Raw genomic sequence first — 21,874 nt, forward strand, 5'->3', positions numbered from 1 at the left:
CGTTTGGTGATGATGGCGGAAGGGAACCACGCGTACCCATACCGAACACGACCGTTAAGCCTTCCAGCGTCGATGGTACTTGGACCGCAGGGTCCTGGGAGAGTAGAACGTCGCCAAGCGAAGCTTCTACAAGAGTGGGGATTCTGTTATGAAGCATGTATAGTCGGGCTCGGTAGCTCAGTCGGTAGAGCAGAGGACTGAAAATCCTCGTGTCGGCGGTTCGATTCCGTCCCGAGCCACCATGAACGGCATACATTCTTTCATATGCGGAGGATTAGCGAAGTGGCCAAACGCAGCAGACTGTAAATCTGTTCTCTGACGAGTTCGGTGGTTCGAATCCATCATCCTCCACCATTTATTCCTATGAGCCATTAGCTCAGTTGGTAGAGCACCTGACTTTTAATCAGGGTGTCGTAGGTTCGAGTCCTACATGGCTCACTTTTCAAAATTATATGCGGTTGTGGTGGAATGGCAGACACGCTATCTTGAGGGGGTAGTGGGCGTAGGCCCGTGGAGGTTCGAGTCCTCTCAACCGCACCATAATTTTAAACTCATTTCAAACATGCGGTCGTGGCGGAATTGGCAGACGCGCTAGATTCAGGTTCTAGTGGTGTAACAGCCGTGGAGGTTCGAGTCCTCTCGACCGCATCATAACGTCAGTAAAGGTTTCTGATCTGCACATTCTGGCAGGTTGGGGATCTTTTTTATTTTTGGACAGAAGATACTTAAAACTATAATCCAATATTGGTGATGGTGGAGAAATGGCTATGACCGGCCATTTCTGATTCTTACTTACACCGTTCGCCAGTGCCATTTAAGGTCAGGGATAAGTCGGATAAAAATTCGCGGAAACCCTTGATTCTACAAGGATTTTTATGGGCTTTATGTTCCTCATCCTTGACTTGTTTCCCACTTGGGTCCCAAGCCTCAATCGTGTGTGAGAACCACCTTCGGTGGCAGATTGTCTCTGCTGCGCTGAAAATCAGCCTAACAGCTCTATCTGCAGGCGATGGCCTTGGCAAGGGTTCCCAACCCTTTACTTCTGCCATACCGTCGTTTTTTCCATATCCCACAAGGGCCGTCCCTCAGTCATCCAGTTACTCCATCAGGTTGACATATGGGAAAGCCCCTACTTTTTATCCAGATACTTTACCAAACTACCGCGTTACACAAAATAAGATTGTGCATAAAATGATAGATCATATTTTCAGCTAAATTGTATAAATTATTGTTGACAATAATGTTGGAATAGAAATATACTAAAGTTAGCTATCTGGGGAAGGAGTATTTGGCGTACAATGCTAAATGAAGCTACATTACTGAACGAAGAAGAATGCTATCTCCGATTGAAGGAGGATATATGCCGCGGGATTCTGATGCCCAACCAGCACCTTGTGGAATTGGATTTGGCGAAATCATATGGTGCCGGACGCGCGGCGATACGGACTGCATTGGCGCGCTTGGAGCAAGAGGGCTTGGTAGAGCGGGAACGCTATCGCGGAGCGCGTGTCCGTCTCGTCACGGAGGAAGAAGCGATAGAAATCCTCGAGGTACGTACAGCTTTAGAAGGCCTAGCCGCTCGTCGCGCCGCAGAAAATGCAACAGACGAGGACGAGGGTGTTCTTCAGGACATTTTACATGAAATGAAAATATATTACGAGGCAAACGATCTGCTGAAATATTCAGATTGCAACACAAGGCTTCATCACATGCTCATTAAAATGTCGGGGAATAAGACCGCAGCGAAGGTTTTGGATACGCTCAATTCACAGAGTGTTCGTTTTCAGTATAAAACGATTTTGCAACGGGGGCGGCCTGATAAATCATACGAAGATCATCGGGCGATCGTTGAAGCTGTAATCCGACGTGATCCTGATGCGGCAGAACAAGCCATGCGCCTGCACCTCGGCCGGATTTTAAACGGGTTGCGAGATTTATTTTAGACGTTTTTGTTCTTAAAGTGAATGTTTAACGTGAGTGGGGTGAGGGAATGGCTCGTCGAAAAAGTATTGAGATTAAAGGGGTAAATCATCACGGAACGATTCCGATTCCCTTGGGAGCGAAAGTGGGTCGATTTGTCTTCTCTTCTGCGATTGCCGGGGTTGACCCGGCAATCGGCAAGATTCCGGATGAGCCGGAAAAACAAATTGAGCTAGTCTTTGATCACGTTCATCGCTTCATGGAGGTTGCCGGAGGAACTTCAGCCGATATCGGGAGAATGACGGTTTATCTCCAGGATGAGCAGTATCGGGACTTAGTCAATCAGGCATGGGTGAGCATGTTTCCCGATGCTGCCAATCGGCCTGCGCGACATACGGTAGTGAAGGATTTGCGGGCGGGAGCGCTCGTGCAAGTTGAAATCACAGCTGTTTTACGCGAGGAAGCGTGAAAGGATTTTTGCTGCCGTTTCTCGTATGAAGATTTGAAAGGGGTTTCATTTATGAAGCGTTTAGATTCAGGACGCTCCCAGACATTTTAGTGGTTGTAGGAAACGATCAGGCCAACATTTCATTGAAAAGATGATGATCGAGGGGGTTGATGTCTCTAAAGCTTAGTATCTGGAATACGTTTCAGGGTATCGGTCTCCCGCCGGTACGGGATCAGGAATGACTTTTGCAGTCTGGAAGCAAGAGATTCTGTGGAACTGCCGTCATCGATGCAAACGGATGCAGGTACATTGGGTTGGGAGGTAATCAAATGGCGAGGATACATAATTTAAGAAATGGTATTGATCAAGAAATGCTTAATGAAATAAAAGAAAAATTTGAAGAAGGATTGTTCCCTCAATGGATTTTAACAGATCCGGATATTTATGCTTTGGAAGTGGATAGGATATTCGGATACACATGGCAATATTTAGGGCATGAGTCGGAATTAAAGGAACCAGGGGACTATGTCACCAGATGGTTGTTGGATGATCCTGTGTTGTTAATCAAAAACAAACAGGGAGAAATCAATGCCTTTTTGAATTCTTGTACCCATAGAGGAACACATTTATGTACGGCCGATTCAGGAAATAAGAAAGCGTTTACATGCCCGTTTCATGGCTGGACGTTTAATACGGAGGGAGAACTGATTGGAGTCGTTGCAGGCGACAAGGTCTATGGCCAAAAATTGAATAAGAAAGAGTGGTCGCTGCGCAAGATTCCCCGAGTTGAGACATATAAGGGTATGATTTTCGGCAATATGGACAAAAATGCAATGTCTTTGGATGAGTATCTCGGGGAACTCAAATGGTATCTTGACATTATTTTAGGACGAAGCGACGGAGGAATGGAGGTCAAAGGAGGTCCTCAGCGCTGGGTTGTAAACACGAATTGGAAGTTAACGGCGGAAAACTTCGGGGGCGACCCCTATCATGTAGCAACTACTCACAGATCTACCGTTGAACTTGGCATAAGTCCCAAGGACCCGCTATATTCCAGTTATGGCCATCAAGTCAAGTTAAATCATGGACATTGTGTAAACGTAAGTACAGTCGTGCCCGGTTTAAATATGCCGCCTTATCAAGGGCTGCCTAAAGAAATGTGGCCCATGTTTGAAAGGAACTTATCCAAAGAACAGTTGGAGGTTTATAAAAAGACCACCGTGATCGTCGGTTCTTGCTTCCCGAATCTTTCTTTCCATTGTCCGGTGCATGGAAGTGAAGGTCACTTGCACAATTATTTAACTTTGCGTATATGGCGTCCAATGGGGCCGGACAAAATTGAAATATGGTCTTGGTTCTTGATCGATAAAGCTGCACCGGAAGCGTATAAAATGGATTCGTATAAAGGCTATGTGGCTTCGTTTGGTCCATCGGGAACTTTAGAGGCGGACGATACGGAAATCTGGACTCGGGTGGTTCAGGCAAGCAAGGGGAGAATGGCTCGCGATAAGGACCTTAGTTATAATAATCTGCTTAACTATATGATGGGTATGGATGAAGTGTTGCCGGATGAATCGTGGCCGGGACCCGGTGTCGCTTACCCGACATGTTATGTGGATGCCGCCTTGAGAGGGATGCATGACTATTGGTTGGAACTGATGACAAGCGATTTGAAAGATGATAGGTAAATGGAACGATTGAAATCGGTAAGAAAAAGGGGAGAAAAGGAGGGGATGGTTATGAATTATGAGCTGCACTACCAAATAACGAATTTTCTCAACACTGAAGCGCTTTTATTGGATAATAGGGAGTTCGAGGATTGGTTGGAACTGCTTACGGATGATGTTGTTTATCGGATGCCTGTACGGGTCACGAAGGAATCCAAAGACGGTTTCGATAAAAATAATGATATGGCTTATTATGAGGAAACCAAGAAATCTTTGACAACACGGGTAAAAAGACTTAGAACCGGCTCGGCATGGGCCGAGGATCCTCCGCTGCGTACACGCCATTTTGTATCCAATATTATTATTAAAGAAGGTACATCCAGTAACGAGTTAAAAGTACAAAGTTATTTTTCGTTTCAACGAAGCAGGGGAGTTGATCATGCCGTAGAGCAAATTTTTGGCGAGCGTTTAGATGTATTGCGCAACATCGGTGGAGATTGGAAAATCGCTTCCCGGAGCATTTATCCGGATCAGACCGTGTTAACTATAATGAATTTGAGTACGTTTTTGTAAGTCAACAGAAGGGAGATTTTTATTGCAATGGAAAGAAAGCTTAGGAGCTATGTTGAACCGGGTAGTGTAAGATGGGCCATGAGGCGGGCGCAATGGGGAGTTTTCGGAATCAACGAGGAGGATATGGAAAAGCCCAAGATCGCGATCGTAAACACCTCCTCAAACCTGGCGGCGTGCTTTGCCCACCTTGATGGCATCGCTGCGAAGATGAAGGAGGAAATACGCGCTGCCGGTGGTTTGCCATTTGAGGTACGCACGGCGGCACCGTCGGATGCCGTAACCAGTATGGGACGTAAGGGAGGATATATTCTGCCAGCCCGCGACCTGATTGTGAACGACGTCGAGGTGGCGGTGGAAGGAGCCATGCTGGACGGGATGATCTGCCTGGTATCCTGTGATAAGACAGTGCCGGGTCTTCTCATGGCGGCCGCCCGGCTTAACATTCCGACTATTGTCGTAGCTTGCGGTTATCAGCCAAGCGGGCAGTATCGTGGCGAGCACATTGATTTTGAGGATCTATGGTTAAACGCTGTAAAGCAACAAAACGGCAAGAGGGTTTATTCGGTCGAAGAACTGAGTGAGATGAGCAAGAATGCGATCCTTGGTCCTGGCGTATGTGCCGGGATGGGTACGGCCAACACCATGCACATTGTTTGCGAAGCCCTTGGCATGGCGCTTCCCGGCAGCACTCCGGTACTGGCCAACAGCCAGAAGATGTGGGACACGGTCGGGCTCGCTGCCAAAAGAATAGTACAAATGGTGTGGGACGACCTGAAACCCCGTGATATTCTTGTACCTGAAGCTTTTGCCAATGCCGTGAAGGTGGTGTTGGCGATCAGCGGTTCGATCAATGCGGTGAAGCATCTTCAAGCGCTGGCCAGGGAGGCTCAGATGGATGTGGACATTTACGGCATGTTCGAACGGTTTGCCGATGAAATTCCGCTTCTGAGCGCCGTACGGCCCAACGGGGAGCATACGATTGAGCAGTTCGAGGCGGCTGGCGGAGCGCAAGCGGTCTTGAAGCAGCTCGAATCTTTCCTTCATACCGATACAATAACGGTATCCGGCCGGACCATAAAGGAGAACCTTCACGGGATCGCGATCTCCGATGAAGAGGTGATCCGTCCAGTAAACCGCGCGTTCGTCAATCGCCCTTCTATTGTATTAATACGCGGTTCGTTAGCACCGGACACCGGTATCGTCAAACTTGCAGTCACCGATGATCGGCAACTTCAGTTTAGCGGGCCGGCGATTGTCTTTAATTCAGCCGATGAAGCCATTGAAGGCGTACATAAGGGACTGATCAAGCCCGGACATGTGGTTGTAGTCAGAGGACTTGGTCCAAAGGGTGCACCCGGCATGGGCTTCTTGTCCAATTTTGTTTTTGCCCTGAACGGGGCGAGTTTAGGCGATAAGGTTGCAGTGGTGACTGACGGGCAACAATCAGGACTTTCCAATATGAGTCTGGCGGTGAACGAGGTCTCTCCTGAAGCGGCGGAGGGCGGACCTATAGGACTTGTGGAAGATGGCGACACCATCGTAATTGATGTAGAGAAGCGTTTCGTCAATCTTGAAGTGCCGGAAAGCGAGCTAGAGCTTCGGCGTTCGCGCTTAAATGGCGCTCCTGTCATGGAAGAGCACGGATGGTTGTCGATTTATCAGCGATTGGTTAGGCCGTTGCCTGAAACCGGAGGTATTCTCTTTAAATAATTAATCACAAGAAGGGATGTTTGGAGAATGGAAGAAATGAATTTAAAGGTTACGCGGACGGTTCAAAAAGACACAACGGTAAACGTACAGGAGGTGAAAGTCGATATTTGTGTAGTAGGTGCGGGCATTTCCGGAGTTTCAGCCGCTTTGGAAGCGGCACGATCCGGTCATAAGGTGGCATTGGTGGACGGTTCGCCTACCTTAGGGGGGCAGGCTGTGAATTCGATCATAGGCACATTCGCCGGCCTGGTTTCCAACGGTCCGAACCCATACCTGATGACCTATGGCATTGCTGAAGACATCATCCGCGATCTTGGCGCTGCTGGGAATTTGCACCTGCGCAGGAGATTTAATACCATCATGTACGATGAGGTAGCCCTTGCCCGATGGATAGAAAAATCCGTTAGAGATGCCGGGGTAACCGTGATTACCGGTGCCGTTTTGCGGGGGGTGACAAGAAAGGGAACGCGTATCGATTCGATCGATTTGGCCACCCGGTATGGCGATTTGCGCCTTTATGCAAACGGTTTCGTAGATGCGACGGGTGACGCTGCACTTGCTTGGCACGCCGGCCTTCCATGCCGGGAGCCTGCGGAAGGTTCGGTTTATGGGTCCCAGGTGTTGGTACTCGAGGGGATCGACGAAAAGAACTATCCGTCATATGACGAGCTAATTCAAAGACTTAAGGAAAAGGCCGATGATTATGGATTTGAACGGAGGGACGGTCTTGCCATCGTATTCCCGGGCAGGGGAACAGCCCTTCTCAATATGACGCACGTTGAAACGCCGCTTGAGCCGATTGCGGCAGCGGAAAAAGCGCTTGAAGGCAAGGATCAGGCTGATCGAACGGTTGTATTTCTAAAGAATGAATTTCCTCTTGCATTCGGCCAGTGTCGAGTACGCAGTTATGGCTTTCCCGGCGTCCGGCAAACGCGCTGGATTGTCGGCCGCCGGCAATTAACGGTTGAGGATGTGCGTGCCGGAACGCGGTTTCCGGATGCAGTAGCCCGTACAGCATGGCCGATTGAACTGCATAATCGAAAGGATGGCTATGTCTGGCAGCCATTTTCCGAGGATCATGTCCACTATATCCCTTTAAGCAGTCTGACGCCTCCCGATGTTGACAACCTGGCTGCAGCCGGCCGTTGTATTGACGGGGATCTGGCGGCTCTGTCCAGCGTACGTGTTATGGGACCGTGCATTGCAACGGGGGCGGCAGCAGCACACGCATTAAGCCTTGCCGGTACGGGCAGCGTCCATGAGATCGACATTGCCGCACTTCAGGAACGGTTGAAGGATAACCTTACCAGAATGGATCCATATAACGGATAAAGGAGGTGTTCATGGTGAAAAAAACAGTTTACCCGGTAATTGCTATTCTTTTACTTTTCGCGATGATGCTTTCCGGTTGCGGAAAAAGTGCGGAAAAACAGGGGAATTCCGCGGAACCGGCTAACCCGTCGGAGCCTGCTAATACAAAACCGGCCGAATCGAAGTCGGTATCGTTGGCCTTATTAAAATTTACGTCCAATGCTCCACTGTTTATCGCTTATGAGAAAGGCTTTTTCAAAGATGAACATCTCGACGTTGAATTAAAATGGTTCGATTCGGCGAATGCCGTCAACGTAGCCGTGGCGTCCAGCAGCGTGGATATTGCGGCTGCCGGTTTGACTGCAGATTTTTACAATATGATCGCGCAGGGTCAAAAGATGTTTCTCGTCGCCGATAAGGGCAGAGAGGAAAAGGGATATGCCTATTCGGCGCTGGTGCTGCCTAATGATTCTCCGTACAAATCGGTTGAAGAGTTAAAGGGAAAGAAAGCCGCCATTACAACCATCGGCAGCACGAACCATTACTCGATAGCCAGAATATTGGAGAATCATGGCATGAGTTCGAAGGATGTTCAATGGACACCGATGAACTCCGTCAGCGGCGTGGTAGATGCCATTAAGGGCAAACGCGTGGACTTCGGTTTTATCAGTGAGCCCAATGTTACCAAGGCTGTGGATGAAGGTTTTGGCAAAACGCTCACTTGGATATCGGACGAGATAAAATTTCAAAGTTCCGCCCTTGTTTTTTCTTCAAAATTCATATCCGACAGGGATGCGAGTGTACGTTTCCTGAAAGCATATCTCAAGGGACTGCGCTATTATTATGACGCGGCATTGACCGAGAAGGACGGGAAATTGGCGCAGGGCCCGAATTTTGACGAAGTGCTCAAGATCATCACCAAATATACCGGCCAGCCGGAAGACGTGATCAAAAAGTCCTTTCCGTTTATCGACCGTAACGGAAAGCCTGATATTGATGATCTCAAGGAGCAGATCGCATGGTATGCCAAGGAAAAATTGATTGTCAAAACGTTGGAGGTTGACGATTTCGTAGATACCACGCTGTTAGACGAAGCTTTAAAAGCGGCAGGGAATTAAAAAAATTATAATTGGCTGGTGAATAGGACGTGAGAATTGTTGTCGAAAATGTTCAGAAACAATTTATTGACACAAACAAGCGGGAAATCACTGCGCTCAAGGACATCAATTTTACGATAGCGGCCCAGGAATTTGTAGTACTTGTCGGCCCAAGCGGCTGCGGCAAATCTACTTTATTGAACATTGTCGGGGGACTGCTGTCCCCCAGCAGCGGTGAAGTGAGTTTCGAAGGGCTGCAGGGAAACAAGGAGCCGAAGCTCGCGATTGTGTTTCAGGAAATTGCGTTATTCCCCTGGCGGACCGTCTACGAAAATGTGATATTTGGTCTGGAGGAACAAGGTGCCAGCAAAGAGGAGCAGCAGGAAAAAGGCCGCCATTATATCGAAATGGTGGGCTTGACCGGCTTTGAGTCCGCATATCCGAAGCAGCTATCGGGGGGCATGCGGCAGCGTGCGGGGATTGCAAGAGCGCTTGCCGTCGAGCCGGACCTTCTGCTGATGGATGAACCGTTTTCGGCTCTTGATGCACAAACGCGAACCATTATGCAAGAGGAACTGCTGGCCATATGGAATCGTACTAGACTAAGTACGCTTTATGTCACCCACAACATCGAAGAGGCGGTCTATTTAGCCGACCGGGTCATTGTAATGTCACGACGCCCCGGAGAGATTAAAAATATTATCCGCATCGATCTGCCGAAAATCGGCCGGAATCAGGAGGAATACCGATTGGTATTCGAACGTTATGTGGATGAAATATGGCAGCTCATCCGGCATGACGCACAAGAAGCACTGAAGGAGGGGGATTAGGATGGAACAGGGAAGCACGAACGTGAATATAGTCAGTCGGACCGTTCAGCCTCAAAGGCAAACCATCCGCAATCGCGTAGCCTTTTTGGAGAAACGAACCCCGGTCTATGCTTCGGTGCTGGGAGTACTCGGCATCTTGACATTATGGGAGGGGCTTGCCCGAATACAAGTGATTCCGCCGCTTTTTTTGCCTTCCCCTTCGGCCATTCTTGCAGCCGGATGGCAGATGGTAACGACGGGGGAAGTCACGGATAATATTTTGACAAGCTTAATGCGGATAGGGACGGGGTATGCCATCGGAGCGGTTGCCGGCATTGTGATCGGGCTGCTGCTGGGCTTCTTTCGCTGGGTGGATTCCGTATTAACTCCGGTTATTTATTCGATCTACCCGATCCCGAAGATTGCGCTGCTGCCGTTGTTTATCTTATGGCTTGGGATCGGCGAATTGCCCAAGTTTACGATTATCGCGCTTGGCGTATTCTTCCCGGTAGTGATTAACACCTATGCCGGAGTCAAACAGGTTGACCCGATCCTGCTCAAAGCTGCCGTTACGTTCGGATCGAAATATTTCAGCGTCATCCGCAAGGTTATTCTGCCTGCTGCACTGCCGACCATTTTTGCCGGGCTAAAGCTTGCTGCCGGGAATTCCCTGCTCTTGCTTGTCTCGGCGGAAATGATTGCGGCAGAGAAGGGGGTCGGCTCCATGATTTTGCATTATGGCAATCTGATGATGACGACCAATTTGATGGTAGGTGTCTTGATCTTGTCCATGCTCGGCCTATTGTTTAACCGTTCGTTGGAATGGCTGGAACGAAAGCTGCTGCCGTGGAAATAAAGGAGAAGAGGTGTTCATACGATGATCATTGATTGCGATGTCCATCATGCCCGGCGAAAAGAGGTAGACCTGGCTCCCTATTTGCCCGAACCATGGAGATCGGAGCTTTTGAAGTACGGTGAGAGGAAAATGGATTCCGGGATTCTGAATGAAGGTGGATTCCGATGGGATTCCATTCCGCCCAATGGCGGCCCAGCCGGTTCGGATCCTGATTTTTTAAGGGAGCAATTGCTGGATAAGTACAATTATTCGTATGCTTTACTGACGGGATCGGGGTATCACATATCGGCCATTCCGGATCCCGATTACGCTCAGGCGATATGCTCGGCATATAATGACCATTCCATCGAGCATTGGCTGCCTAAGGATAAACGATTTAAAGGCGTCATTATGGTAGCCCCCCAAGATCCGCATCTGGCGGCAAGAGAAATCGAAAGGCTTGGAGACCATCCGGACATGGTCATGGTTGCTATGTCTTCAACGTCACGCATTCCCTTCGGCAATCGCTTTTACTATCCAATCTATGAGGCGGCGCAGCGCAAAGGACTTCCCATAGGGGTGCATACCGGCCAATCCAATGCCATGTTTGCGCAGGCGTCGCCTACACCGGCAGGTGTCGCCCGCAATTATCTGGAGTGGCATTCATGTGTACCGCAGATCTATATGGGTCATTTGGCAAGCATCATATTGGAAGGCGTTTTTGAGCGGTTTCCCCGACTGAAGTTCGTACTTATTGAAGGCGGATTTGACTGGCTGCCGCATTTAATGTGGAGAATGGATGGACGCTTTAAGGGGCTGCGTCAGCAAGCACCTTGGTTAAAGCGCCTGCCCAGCGAGTATATAGCCGATCATGTACGTCTGACTACCCAACCATGGCCGGATCCGAAGAAAGAAGAACATATGCTTCATATATTCGATATGATGGACGCCGAAAATATATTGATGTTCGCGAGTGATTATCCTCATTGGGACTTTGACGAACCCAGCGTTTTGCCGAAGAAGCTTTCGGAAACGGCAAGAAAGAAAATACTGCATGATAATGCTGCGGAATTTTTCAATTTGAAGTAGCAGTCATCCATTATGGCCTGAAAAGGAGGAAGGAAGCAAATGGCATGGAATCTTGTTGCCCGGGAAGGGGAGATTGCTCCCGGAAAGGCTAAGTTAGTGCAAGTCGATAATAAGCAAATCGGCATTTTTTATGAAGAAAACAAGTATTACGCGATATTGAACATTTGTCCGCATTTTCATGCGGAAATATGCAAGGGGCATGTAACCGGAACCCTGATTTTCCACTCTTTTGAAGAATATGAAATGCGGCATGATGAATTGGTGCTGAGATGTCCTTGGCATCATTGGGAGTTTGCCATGGATTCGGGAAAGGCTGTTATTCCGTCTATTAAGCAAAGACTGAAAACCTATGAAGTCAAAGTTGAAGACGGAAATGTATTTGTCGCCGTTTAGTTTTGCAGTACAACTCTATTTATTGGAGGGCTGCTTAATATGAGAAAAGTAAAAATAGTAATGTTGGCGGTTATGCTGCATCTCTCAACATTACTTATGGCTTGTGGAACAAATACAACCACCCAAGAGACTCAAAAGGAAACTCCCAAAGTTGGTGCAACTCAAGAAGAATCGCCAAAGCCGGTTAAGAATCCTTTTTCTATAAACGTAGCCATATCGAAGTTTACAACCAATGCGCCATTGTTCATAGCTATGGAAAAAGGTTTTTTTAAAGATGAAAATCTGGATGTAACATTTAAGTTTTTAGATTCGGGCCAGGCGATCAATGTAGCGGTAGCATCCGGAAGTGCAGATGTTGGAGCAGGCGGCTTTTCAGCGGACTTGTACAATATGATTTCAGCCGGAGAGAAGGTTGTTGCCGTAGCAGATAAAGGGAGGGAAGAAAAAACATATCATTATTCAGCCATCGTGGTTAGAGAGGATGACTCCGAAATCAAATCGATTAAAGATTTAAAAGGCAAAAAGATCGGACTCACGTCGATTGGAAGCGCCAATCAATATAATATAGGAATGATGTTAGAAAAAAACGGTTTAAATTCAAAGGATGTTCAATGGGTATCGTTAAATAGTGTCAGTGGTCTGATGGAAGCGTTAAAAGGCAAAAATCTGGATGTTATTGGGCTCAGTGAACCTAACGTGTCCATTGCGATAAAGGAAGGGTACGGAAAAGTGCTCGCTTGGGTTTCAGATGAGATTTCTCCTCAATCCGCTGCGATATTTTTCTCGTCAAAGTTTGCCGGAAACGAAGATGCGAGTGTACGTTTTCTGAAGGCCTTTATTAAAGGTTCACGTTATTATTACGATGCGGTACTTGCGAAAAAAGACGGAAATTTTGTAAAAGGCAGCAACTATGAAGAAGTGATCGGCATTATTTCCAAATATAGCGAGCAGCCTAAAGAGAGAATTACCGTTTTTCCGTACATTGATCCCGACGGTAAAATGAATGTGGAAGATATCAAGGAACAAATCAATTGGTACTTTAAGGAAAATTATATTAAACAGATGGTTGATCCCAAGGATTTCGTAAACACGGAATTATTGGAAAAAACATTGAAGGAAATGGGAGAATAACATCTGATGTGTACCGATGACAAAATTGTTATAAATATTGTTGACAATAATGTCGACGTTAAATACACTGGAATTATCCGGATAGGAGGTGAATGCATTGAAACTTCATCATTTTGTCAGTTGGGTAACAGGAGCTGCCGGAGGTTTGGGCCAGGCAATCAGCCATAAGCTTGCCGAACAAGGGAGTCATCTTATACTTAGCGATATAAATCATGATGCTTTACAAGAGCTGTCTCTAAAGCTTTCCGCATATCCTGTGGAAATTATGAATCTTCCTTTGGATGTATCGGACACGGAGGCCGTATGGGAAGGGGGACGAAAAATAAAGGAACGCTTTGGGAGGGTCGATATCCTAATTAATAATGCCGGTATCTCTCCTAAAGGTCCGAATGGTTCGATTCCATTTCAAGAGATTAGGATTGAAGATTGGAACCGGGTGCTTGCCGTTAATTTGAACGGTCCCTTTAATTGCAGCCAGGTTGCGCTGGAGATGATGGTTGAAAATCAAAGAGGACGAATCGTCAATATATGTTCTCAAGCATCCCGAACCTACAGTCCGGTTACATCCGCGCACTATGCTGCAAGCAAATCCGGACTGCTGGGATTAAGCCGTAAATTAGCCGGCGAATACGGTCCTTTAGGCATTCGGGTAAATGTAGTTGTACCCGGACGTATTGATACGCCAATGACACAAAGCGTGGATAAGGAATTAAGCCGGCAAGCTGCGCTTAGAACACCATTGAGACGGATCGGTCAACCTGAAGAAGTTGCGAATGCGGTCGCATTTCTTGTTTCCGATGAGGCCAGCTATGTGACCGGAGCCGTACTTGATGTAACCGGCGGCAGCCTGATGCTCTGATTTATTGCGGAAAATTGGTCAGTAATCTATATAACCATACATACAACAAATTGAGGTGATGGAATGGCTCGTAGGAAAAGTATCGAGATCGAGGGGATCACTCATAGGTCTGCCCCTATTCCTTTGGGAGCGAAAGTGGATCAATTGGTCTTCTCTTCTGCGATTGCAGGAATGGATCCGGCATCCGGCGAGATCCCGGAAGATCCGGTAAAACAAGTGGAACTTGTTTTTCGAAACGTTGAACGCTTCATGGAAATTTCGGGAGGCACTCCCGCCGATATCGGAAGAATGACGGTTTATCTCCAGGATGAGCAATATCGGGACTTGGTCAATGAAGAGTGGGTGAAAATGTTTCCTGATCCTGAAAGCCGGCCTGCACGGCATTCAGTAGTTAAAAATCTGCGGATGGGAGCCATCGTACAAGTTGAAATTATTGCTGTTTTGCCCTGAAAAATCATAAGTTCGAGCAACAACTGCGAATAAAATTACAATACGATTTGAAAACGGTTTCATTCATTAATGATTTATCATAGGGAGGATGATTCGTTTGGCAAAGATCGTGCTTGGTATTGGTTCGTCGCATAGCCCACAAGTGAGCAGCACGGCGGATATTTGGTCACTGCATGCGGAACGGGACCGATTGAATCCGGATACTCATTATGAAGAACGTGAACGGGAGCTCGGTCACACGCTTCAGGAGCAATTATCCCCGGAAGTTTGGCAGAAAAAATACGAAGCATGTCAAGCTGCCGTGGAGCGTTTGAACCGCGAGATTCAGGAGGCTGATCCTGACATTCTGGTGGTTGTAGGGGACGATCAGGAAGAGCTCTTTTTGGATGAAGCTAAGCCTACATTCGGTGTGTTCTGGGGATCGGAATTGAAAGATTTTCCCCTCCGCTTGGAGGATCTTCATCCGTCGATGCGCCCCGTCATATGGGCTTGGCACACGACAGAGAATATCGATTATTACCCCGCGCATAGCGAATTAGGCAAACATATCATTGAAAAGATGATGATCGAGGGGTTTGACGTCTCACAAAGCACAACCCAGATCGAGGGCCGGTCGCTCGGTCACGCTTATACATTTGTCCAACGGCGGTTGGCTACTCACAAGACCATTCCCATGGTCCCGGTATTTGTCAATTGCTTTTATAAGCCCAATCAGCCTACCCCTGCACGTTGTTATGAGTTCGGGCAAGCACTGAGACGGGCCATTGAGTCATGGGGAGAAGATCAACGTGTCGCTGTCATTGCATCCGGCGGGTTGAGCCATTTTAAATTGGATGAGCATCTCGATCAAGTAGTTATTCAAGGGCTCAAGAGCAAGGAGCCTGACATTCTCAAGACGCTGCCCAGGGAAAAGCTGGAGGGGGCCTCCGGGGAGATTCTGAACTGGATTGTTTCTGCAGGTGCAATTGAACATTTGGAACTGCAGTATCTGGAATATGTTTCAGGGTATCGGTCACCCGCCGGTACGGGAGTAGGAATGACATTTGCAGTCTGGAAATAAGCACAAATGATGCGTAGGGCAAGAGTGGGGAGGAATCTGGTTGGATATCGATTCGGTAAAGGAACGTCAGCTTGCGTTAAGTCACGGCACGACATATTATCTGGAAGCAGGTCAGGGGGAGCCGTTGATTTTGCTTCATGGGGTCGGATTTTGGACGGGGGGCGATTACTGGCTTCCGAACATGGCTGAACTCAGCCAATATTTTCATGTTTATGCTCCCGATTTCGTTGGCTGGGGAAAGGGAGACCGGCTTCAGGTCGAGTATTCGTTTTCTTATCTCGCGGACTTTGTCCGAGAGTTTCAGGATGCTTTAGGAATTTCATCCGCGCATGTTGTGGGTCACTCGATGGGGGGATGGGTTGCATCGATTCTCGGTTATGAAAGCCCGGATCGCGTTCGCACATTGACCTTGATTAGTGCCGGAGGGATATCCAAGCGCACTTTATCATCGATGACATCGTTTAAGCCACCCGTCTATGATGACATTTTGAAGCATGTGAGTGAAACGTCGTGCGGTGAAACCACGAAAATCGCTGAAACCGCTAAGCGGTGGTATGAACGCACTTTGCTGCCGGGGGCATTAGAGGCCTATCAAAAAATATTGAACCATATGAATGAACCTACACACCGCGCCAGATACAACCTGCAGCGGAGATTGCCTTATATAAAGAGCCCTGCTTTAATTATCTGGGGCTCCGAGGATAAGATCAATGATATCAGTATGGGCGAATTGATGCATTCTCTGATTCCGCATTCTGAGATGGCGGTTGTATCTTGTGGGCATTACGGCCCGAGTGAAAAGCCCCGCGAGATCAACGCTCTGATCATTCAATTTATACAGAAGCATCTGGAATCGCAGAGCAACCAGAATTCCATGAAGATCATTTAGATCACGGCAAAAAGAGGTTCGAATCCTCTCGAGCGCATAATTAAAACAAGGAATCATCAATACGGGATTCCTTGTTTTTTTCCTTTTAAAGATACCTCATTTCAGACACATTGAAAGCATGATATACAATAAAATAGAATGTTGCATTTTGACTTAAAGCCTGCTATATTAATATTTGTCACTCTACCGGCATTCCAATCGTGTCGTCCCGTACCGACCATTTTAATCAGCCATGCGGGTGTAGTTCAATGGTAGAACTCCAGCTTCCCAAGCTGGCGGCGTGGGTTCGATTCCCATCACCCGCTTAATGAAAGAACCTTGTATATCAAGGTTTTTTTATTTTCTATTCTCTTCACGAACCTTCATCTTCAGGGGGTGGGGACAATTTGAGGACACTTGCGTAATTTCCTCATTGAAAATGTCACCACTCGGGATATTAGGGATCTTTACTCGAAAGAGTATAAGTCAAGAGACTGGTTATTTTACCCTGTGATAATTGTTAAATAATTTCATTCTTAATATTGGAAGTTAATTTTTAAGAAAGTAAAAAATTGGTCCAAGGAAGTGGGTTCCTGGGGCCTTTTTATCTCTTATGATAGTATGTTCCTGAATTGTTTTAGCATGCATCATTCCAGAATTGGTTTAAAAGTATCGGATTTTCAAAATCGAGAAAAGCATACATTGAGGGGAAGGTGGATACAATGACTGATTTAAACGAAATCATGGACAAGCTCATAGCAATGGGATCGGAGCAAACAAAACAGATCTTCCTGCGTCACGGTGCGAAAGAGCCTTTGTTCGGAGTGAAGGTGGGCGATTTAAAGAAGCTGGTCAAAGATGTGAAAAAAGACCAGCATCTCGCTCGTGCGCTATACGAAACCGGAAATAGCGATGCGATGTATTTGGCCGGACTTACCGTTAACCCCAAGACGGCGACAAAAGAAATGCTTCAAGACTGGGTGAGAAGAGCCAATTGGTATATGCTTGCTGAGTATACGGTAGCTTGGGTTGCCGCGGAAAGTCCGCACGCCATGGAATTAGCCAGGGAATGGATAAAGTCGCCTGAGGAAATGATCGCTGTTTGCGGCTGGAGCACTTATGCGAACTATATCTCGATTACTCCTGACGAGCTTTTGGATATAAATGAAATCAGACAGCTTTTAAAGCAGGTGGAAGCGACCGTACATGACGAAATGAACCGGGTCCGCTATACCATGAATTCATTCGTTATTGCAGTCGGTACCTACGCAGCCGTTTTGCATGAGGAGGCAATGAGGGTTGCTGAATCGATCGGTAGCGTACACGTGGATGTCGGGGCAACGGCTTGTAAAGTACCGCTGGCGTCGGAATACCTTCGCAAAGCGAAGCAGGCCGGCAAAATCGGCAAGAAGAAAAAGACCTGTATTTGTTAATTTACGTTCAACGGGATTCTCCCGGCCGGGATGAAAGAACATATTTGTTCATGGGGCGGCCTACGCCATACTGCAGATCAAGGCGTACTTGACCGCTCTTTTCCAAATAATCCAAATAACGCCGAGCCGTGACCCGGGCGATGCCAACGCCTTCGGCTACTTCTTCAGCTGAAAGCGGATCGGTTTGGCCCGATAAAAAATGAAGAATTTGCTTCAGGGTTAAAGCTTGCAGACCTTTGGGCAGATCTTGGACCGCCGCTGCGTCTGAAGCGGATATAAGTGAAGAAGGCGTTTGCGGATTGCCGTACAGAACCCGGTCGAGCTCGCTTTGGGTTACCGTATGCTCGCTTTGAAGCGTTTCTTTGATGCTCCGGTAATGCTCAAGCGCCTGTTTGACACGATCGAATTTAAACGGTTTTATAATGTAATCGACCGCTCCGTTTTGCAGCATCCGCTCAATGGTTCGCATATCGTTAGCGGCGCTGATCACAATAACATCAACGGATAGCTGCTGTTTCCGAATTTGTGCCAGCGTTTCTATCCCGTCCTGTACCGGCATGAAAATATCAAGGATCATCAGGTCCGGCTTCAGCTTCTTCACCATGCGCAGCCCTTCATCTCCGCTGGAAGCGGTGCCGATAATTTGAAAGCCTTTCACACGTTCGATAAACTGTTGGTTCACTTCTTGAACCATAGGATCGTCTTCGACCAGTATAACACGAAACAGCTTGGATTCTGGGGAATTCATCATATTCATAGGTTCACCTTGCCTCGTTCGTTATATCAAACATTAGTCCATCGGGAACGAAACCACAAATGTGGTTCCTTCACCAGGTGTTGAATCGATTTCGATGGTACCTCCGCCTTTATCCACTATACCGGCAACCAAGTGAAGTCCGATGCCCCGCTCGCTGCCGCCTTTTGTAGTGAAGCCGCGTTCAAAAATCCGGGCGCGAGTAGCGTTATCCATACCGCAGCCGTTGTCCTCCACAAGCACCGAGAGGGCCTGTTCGTCTTGGGCAATGCTGACGAATACGCGCTTATCCCGTTGAACCTGCTGAAGAGCGTCAAAAGCATTTTCCAGCAGGTTCCCGAGCAAAATAACAAAGTCATGGTGATCGAGCCGTTCCGGAAACCGCTCCAACTGGCTTTGACGGTCGATCGTTACTTCAATGCCCAGCTCGCGTCCGCGGCTGATCTTGCCAAGGAGAAGTCCGGTCAGGCTGTCGTCCTGGATCCGTCGGGTAAGGAAACGGGTCAGCTCTTCTTTCTGCTCCCTAATTTCAAACAAGTAGTCGAGCGCTTTTTCATTGTTGCCCAGCTGAATCAAGCCTCCGATCGTATGAAGCTTGTTCATATACTCGTGATTTTGAACACGCAGGGCGTCAACGAACGCTTTCACACCGGTCAGTTCTTCGGCCATTCGCGTCACTTCAGTCCGGTCCTGAAAAATCGCCACTGCCCCAACGGTGCGGCCGCCTACTGTAATGGGAACACGTGTGCTCATAATGATATCGCTGCCAATCGCTTGTTCTTGATTATATACGGGGTGATTCATCTTGAGAATTTCGGGCAGACGGGAATTCGGAAAGACCTCGTGAATCAGCTTCCCGATCACGTCACCTGAAATTTTCAGCATTTGTTTCGCTTTTTCATTAAATATGGTAATGCGTTCATTCTTATCAATCGCGATAACGCCTTCATGCATCGCGTGAAAGGTTGCCGTGCGCTCAACCAGAAGCCTGGCGATTTCGTGCGGCTCCAGTTCAAACATTTGCTGCTTGATGTGCTGGGCAAGTTTCCAGGAACCCCAAAACCCGAATAAAAGAGAGAGCAGCAAAACCACATAAGCTTGGCCGGAAAGGTCGAGCAGCACTTGTCCTACGGTCGGCATAATGCGGCCGACCAGCGCGACTCCGATTTGAACATTATCGTTCATAATCGGCACGAAAGCGCGCAGTGCCGTACCCAGCTCCCCCTTTGCCTTGGATATATAGGTGTGCTCAGCGAAGGCCGATCCCTCGTCAGTTCCGCTCGACTGGGTGCCGATTAGGCTCTGAACCGGGTGAGAGAGCCGTACCCGATTCATATCCATGACAACGACGTAAGTCACGTCATTGATAATGCGGATGCGTTCGGTGGCAGGTTGGATCCCTGGTCGCAGATCGGGGTTAGTGAGACCGGCGATGACCTCGGGCATCTGGGCCACGGTTCGCGCGGTGACAAGCAGCCGCCACCCGAGATCTTCCTCTTTCATCCGGATAATGCCGCCCATGAGAACGCTTCCGGCGATGCACAGCGAAAAAAGCACGATACCAAATGATAGAATGGCGATTTTCCAATTAATTTTCAAACGCTGAAGCATAGCTTTGGCAAGATGTCCCCTTTCCCGTCGGCGAATGACTGAGCCATTGTTTATTCTAATCATACAATAAGCTGAAGCCATTGGGAATAAATTTGCCCGTCATTCCTATCTGTGGAAATAATTACAATGACAGGCATGTACGGCGGGGGTAGCCTCTGGCGCTTTACCTGTCCTGCTCATCTTGGTTCTCCTGCTTGCCGGAAGACTTCTCTTCTTTATTCTTGATCGACCAGGAATCACCTGCTTTTCGGATTTTTTCCTGAAACTCAAGCTCCTGCTTCAGCATTTCCTCCTGCTGCTTTTGCAGGGTCTTTAGCTGTTGTTTTTCGTTTTTGCGAATTTGTTCCTGCTGCTTGAATTCTTCCTGCCGGATGTCCTGGTACATTTTCATTTGGTACTGAAGCTCTGTATCGACCGGTCTGACATTTTGTTGATTCGAGTTTTGCTGGTTTGGATTGGAATTTTGCTGATTTTGTCCGCACCCGGATGCAACAAGCAGAACAAGGGCGGGACAACAAATTAAACGGATAACATAACCTTTATACATCATAGGGCTATTCCTCCTCGCTCTCATGGCCGCGGCCGGCAGGGCTTTTTTGTAGTGTAACCGCAAAACTCCGAATTCATGTTTGTTCCTGCAAGGACAAAGATTTCATGGTATACTGTACTTAAGTTTTATCATCCTGATGAGGTTGGAGGTGGGCGGATTTGAGACGGCTGCTCGGAACGATGCTTGTCATTTTGATCGGCCTTGTCGCGGCGGTTGCCATCGGCTTTTATCCCACATTAAGCTCCGCTCCTGCCGCCGATGATGATGAACAGCAGGGCTTCGACCGGGAAATCGTCATCAAATTCAGTCATGTTGTTGCGGAAAATACGCCCAAGGGCTTGGCGGCTCAAGATTTTGCCCGTCGCGTTTATCAAAAAACGGACCAGCGCGTCAAGGTTGAGGTTTTCCCGAATGCCGTTCTTTATAACGATACGGACGAAGTGGATGCATTGATGAACGGCAACATTCAGATGATCGCTCCGGCGTTTTCGAAAATATCTCAATATGTGCCGGCCTGGCAGGCATTCGATCTTCCTTATGCTTTTTTGACCGATCAGGCGGTGCAAGAGGCGTTTGACGGAGAAATAGGAGAAATCCTTTTTAAGAAATTAAAGAGCAAAAATATGATAGGGCTTTCATATTGGAGCAATGGCTTTAAGCAAATGACCTCGGCCCGGGGGCCGCTTATTCATCCGGCGGATTTTAAAGGGCAGCAGTTTCGGATCATGCCCAGTGACGTGCTTAAAGCCCAGTTTCGATTATTTGGTGCCAAAGCCGTGGCCATTCCTTTCGACGAAGTGTATCGCGGACTGGAATCAGGATTCGTGGATGGCGGGGAGAATGCCATCAGCAACATCGACTCCAAAAAGTTTTATCAGGTTCAAAAATATATGACGATTAGCAATCACGGTTATTTAGGATATGCGGTACTGATGAACAAAGAATACTGGGATAAGCTCCCTGACGATTTGAAAGGCCTGATCAGCGAGGCGTTAAAAGAGACTACGGAATGGGCGAATCAAAATGCCGTCGTGATGAACGCGCGCCAGCTTCAGGAGATTTATGACCGGTCTATGATGCAAATCCATATCCAGACGCCGGAGGAGAGGCGGGAGTGGATGCGTGTTTGGGAACCGATTTATGAAGAATTTGAGGGAGTCATCGGCAAAGATTTGATCGACCGGATTCGCCAACTTCAGAAAAAATACGGAGGATGACTTTAAGAGGAACCGCCTCTTGAAAGGGGCTCTCCGTCGGGAGCCGAAAATAAACGTGTAAGGGGCTGTCCTTCTTTAAACCGGAAGGA

At 47.8% G+C, this 21,874-nt stretch carries 21 protein-coding genes, 6 tRNA genes and 1 rRNA gene; 25 read left to right on the top strand and 3 right to left on the bottom strand.

Going from position 1 to position 21,874, the window contains the following annotated elements:
- The first annotated feature begins 2 nt into the window (after positions 1-2).
- The 24 genes from rrf to BLT35_RS15265 all read left to right on the top strand — a co-directional run bounded on the left by rrf (position 3) and on the right by BLT35_RS15265 (position 17,653).
- Positions 3-119, top strand: a 5S ribosomal RNA gene (gene rrf / locus BLT35_RS15150).
- Positions 120-166: 47 nt separating this feature from the next.
- A tRNA-Phe gene (locus BLT35_RS15155) sits at positions 167-242 on the top strand.
- 26 nt (positions 243-268) lie between these two features.
- Positions 269-354, top strand: a tRNA-Tyr gene (locus BLT35_RS15160).
- Between the two features lie 11 nt (positions 355-365).
- Positions 366-438: transfer RNA gene (locus BLT35_RS15165), tRNA-Lys, on the top strand.
- A 16-nt stretch (positions 439-454) separates the two neighbouring features.
- Positions 455-540: transfer RNA gene (locus BLT35_RS15170), tRNA-Leu, on the top strand.
- A gap of 24 nt (positions 541-564) precedes the next feature.
- Positions 565-648 (top strand) — tRNA-Leu (locus BLT35_RS15175).
- 650 nt (positions 649-1,298) lie between these two features.
- Positions 1,299-1,943, top strand: a complete 645-nt coding sequence (locus BLT35_RS15180) for a GntR family transcriptional regulator (RefSeq protein ID WP_074728776.1) — start codon at positions 1,299-1,301, stop codon at positions 1,941-1,943.
- 47 nt (positions 1,944-1,990) lie between these two features.
- Positions 1,991-2,389: a RidA family protein gene (locus tag BLT35_RS15185; protein WP_054820326.1), complete on the top strand. Its 399-nt coding sequence runs from the start codon at positions 1,991-1,993 to the stop codon at positions 2,387-2,389.
- 308 nt (positions 2,390-2,697) lie between these two features.
- Positions 2,698-4,056, top strand: coding sequence for an aromatic ring-hydroxylating oxygenase subunit alpha (locus BLT35_RS15190; RefSeq protein WP_074728778.1), 1,359 nt, complete (start codon positions 2,698-2,700; stop codon positions 4,054-4,056).
- A gap of 51 nt (positions 4,057-4,107) precedes the next feature.
- Positions 4,108-4,608 (top strand): 3-phenylpropionate/cinnamic acid dioxygenase subunit beta, encoded by a 501-nt coding sequence (locus BLT35_RS15195; protein WP_074728780.1) that lies wholly within the window; start codon positions 4,108-4,110, stop codon positions 4,606-4,608.
- A 27-nt stretch (positions 4,609-4,635) separates the two neighbouring features.
- Positions 4,636-6,318, top strand: coding sequence for a dihydroxy-acid dehydratase (gene ilvD, locus BLT35_RS15200; protein WP_074728782.1), 1,683 nt, complete (start codon positions 4,636-4,638; stop codon positions 6,316-6,318).
- A gap of 36 nt (positions 6,319-6,354) precedes the next feature.
- Positions 6,355-7,650: an FAD-dependent oxidoreductase gene (locus BLT35_RS15205; protein WP_083351313.1), complete on the top strand. Its 1,296-nt coding sequence runs from the start codon at positions 6,355-6,357 to the stop codon at positions 7,648-7,650.
- Positions 7,651-7,661: 11 nt separating this feature from the next.
- Complete coding sequence (locus BLT35_RS15210; protein WP_254777573.1) at positions 7,662-8,747, top strand: ABC transporter substrate-binding protein; 1,086 nt, start codon at positions 7,662-7,664, stop codon at positions 8,745-8,747.
- A 29-nt stretch (positions 8,748-8,776) separates the two neighbouring features.
- Positions 8,777-9,556, top strand: a complete 780-nt coding sequence (locus BLT35_RS15215) for an ABC transporter ATP-binding protein (protein WP_054820010.1) — start codon at positions 8,777-8,779, stop codon at positions 9,554-9,556.
- A gap of 1 nt (position 9,557) precedes the next feature.
- Positions 9,558-10,391 carry an ABC transporter permease gene (locus tag BLT35_RS15220; RefSeq protein WP_062409477.1) on the top strand — a complete coding sequence of 278 codons (834 nt, stop codon included), beginning with the start codon at positions 9,558-9,560 and terminating at the stop codon, positions 10,389-10,391.
- 21 nt (positions 10,392-10,412) lie between these two features.
- Positions 10,413-11,459, top strand: a complete 1,047-nt coding sequence (locus tag BLT35_RS15225) for an amidohydrolase family protein (RefSeq protein WP_074728786.1) — start codon at positions 10,413-10,415, stop codon at positions 11,457-11,459.
- A 39-nt stretch (positions 11,460-11,498) separates the two neighbouring features.
- Positions 11,499-11,852, top strand: coding sequence for a Rieske (2Fe-2S) protein (locus tag BLT35_RS15230; protein WP_074728788.1), 354 nt, complete (start codon positions 11,499-11,501; stop codon positions 11,850-11,852).
- A 39-nt stretch (positions 11,853-11,891) separates the two neighbouring features.
- Positions 11,892-12,983 (top strand): ABC transporter substrate-binding protein, encoded by a 1,092-nt coding sequence (locus BLT35_RS15235; protein WP_074728791.1) that lies wholly within the window; start codon positions 11,892-11,894, stop codon positions 12,981-12,983.
- Between the two features lie 97 nt (positions 12,984-13,080).
- A complete protein-coding gene (locus tag BLT35_RS15240) occupies positions 13,081-13,842 on the top strand; it encodes an SDR family NAD(P)-dependent oxidoreductase (protein WP_175472000.1) in 762 nt (253 codons plus the stop codon).
- Positions 13,843-13,905: 63 nt separating this feature from the next.
- A complete protein-coding gene (locus BLT35_RS15245; RefSeq protein WP_074728795.1) occupies positions 13,906-14,292 on the top strand; it encodes a RidA family protein in 387 nt (128 codons plus the stop codon).
- 97 nt (positions 14,293-14,389) lie between these two features.
- Complete coding sequence (locus tag BLT35_RS15250) at positions 14,390-15,352, top strand: DODA-type extradiol aromatic ring-opening family dioxygenase (RefSeq protein ID WP_074728797.1); 963 nt, start codon at positions 14,390-14,392, stop codon at positions 15,350-15,352.
- Between the two features lie 40 nt (positions 15,353-15,392).
- Positions 15,393-16,241: an alpha/beta fold hydrolase gene (locus tag BLT35_RS15255; protein ID WP_074728799.1), complete on the top strand. Its 849-nt coding sequence runs from the start codon at positions 15,393-15,395 to the stop codon at positions 16,239-16,241.
- 234 nt (positions 16,242-16,475) lie between these two features.
- Positions 16,476-16,546 (top strand) — tRNA-Gly (locus tag BLT35_RS15260).
- 396 nt (positions 16,547-16,942) lie between these two features.
- Positions 16,943-17,653 (top strand): DNA alkylation repair protein, encoded by a 711-nt coding sequence (locus tag BLT35_RS15265; protein WP_074728801.1) that lies wholly within the window; start codon positions 16,943-16,945, stop codon positions 17,651-17,653.
- A 7-nt stretch (positions 17,654-17,660) separates the two neighbouring features.
- Here the strand turns inward: BLT35_RS15265 and BLT35_RS15270 are convergent, their stop codons facing one another.
- The 3 genes from BLT35_RS15270 to BLT35_RS15280 form a co-directional block, all read right to left on the bottom strand.
- Entirely contained in the window at positions 17,661-18,401 is a 741-nt protein-coding gene (locus tag BLT35_RS15270) for a response regulator (protein ID WP_074728866.1), read from the bottom strand.
- A 42-nt stretch (positions 18,402-18,443) separates the two neighbouring features.
- The gene (locus tag BLT35_RS15275; RefSeq protein ID WP_054820072.1) at positions 18,444-20,018 is read right to left on the bottom strand and encodes an ATP-binding protein; all 1,575 of its coding nucleotides are present in this window, start codon (positions 20,016-20,018) and stop codon (positions 18,444-18,446) included.
- 163 nt (positions 20,019-20,181) lie between these two features.
- The gene (locus BLT35_RS15280) at positions 20,182-20,568 is read right to left on the bottom strand and encodes a hypothetical protein (protein WP_074728803.1); all 387 of its coding nucleotides are present in this window, start codon (positions 20,566-20,568) and stop codon (positions 20,182-20,184) included.
- Between the two features lie 158 nt (positions 20,569-20,726).
- Here BLT35_RS15280 and BLT35_RS15285 point away from each other — a divergent pair, with 158 nt between their 5' ends.
- Positions 20,727-21,785 carry a TRAP transporter substrate-binding protein gene (locus tag BLT35_RS15285; protein WP_062409470.1) on the top strand — a complete coding sequence of 353 codons (1,059 nt, stop codon included), beginning with the start codon at positions 20,727-20,729 and terminating at the stop codon, positions 21,783-21,785.
- The last annotated feature ends 89 nt before the right edge of the window (positions 21,786-21,874 follow it).

This window comes from Paenibacillus naphthalenovorans (genome assembly GCF_900099895.1).
GTDB classification, from domain to species: Bacteria; Bacillota; Bacilli; order Paenibacillales; family NBRC-103111; genus Paenibacillus_G; species Paenibacillus_G naphthalenovorans.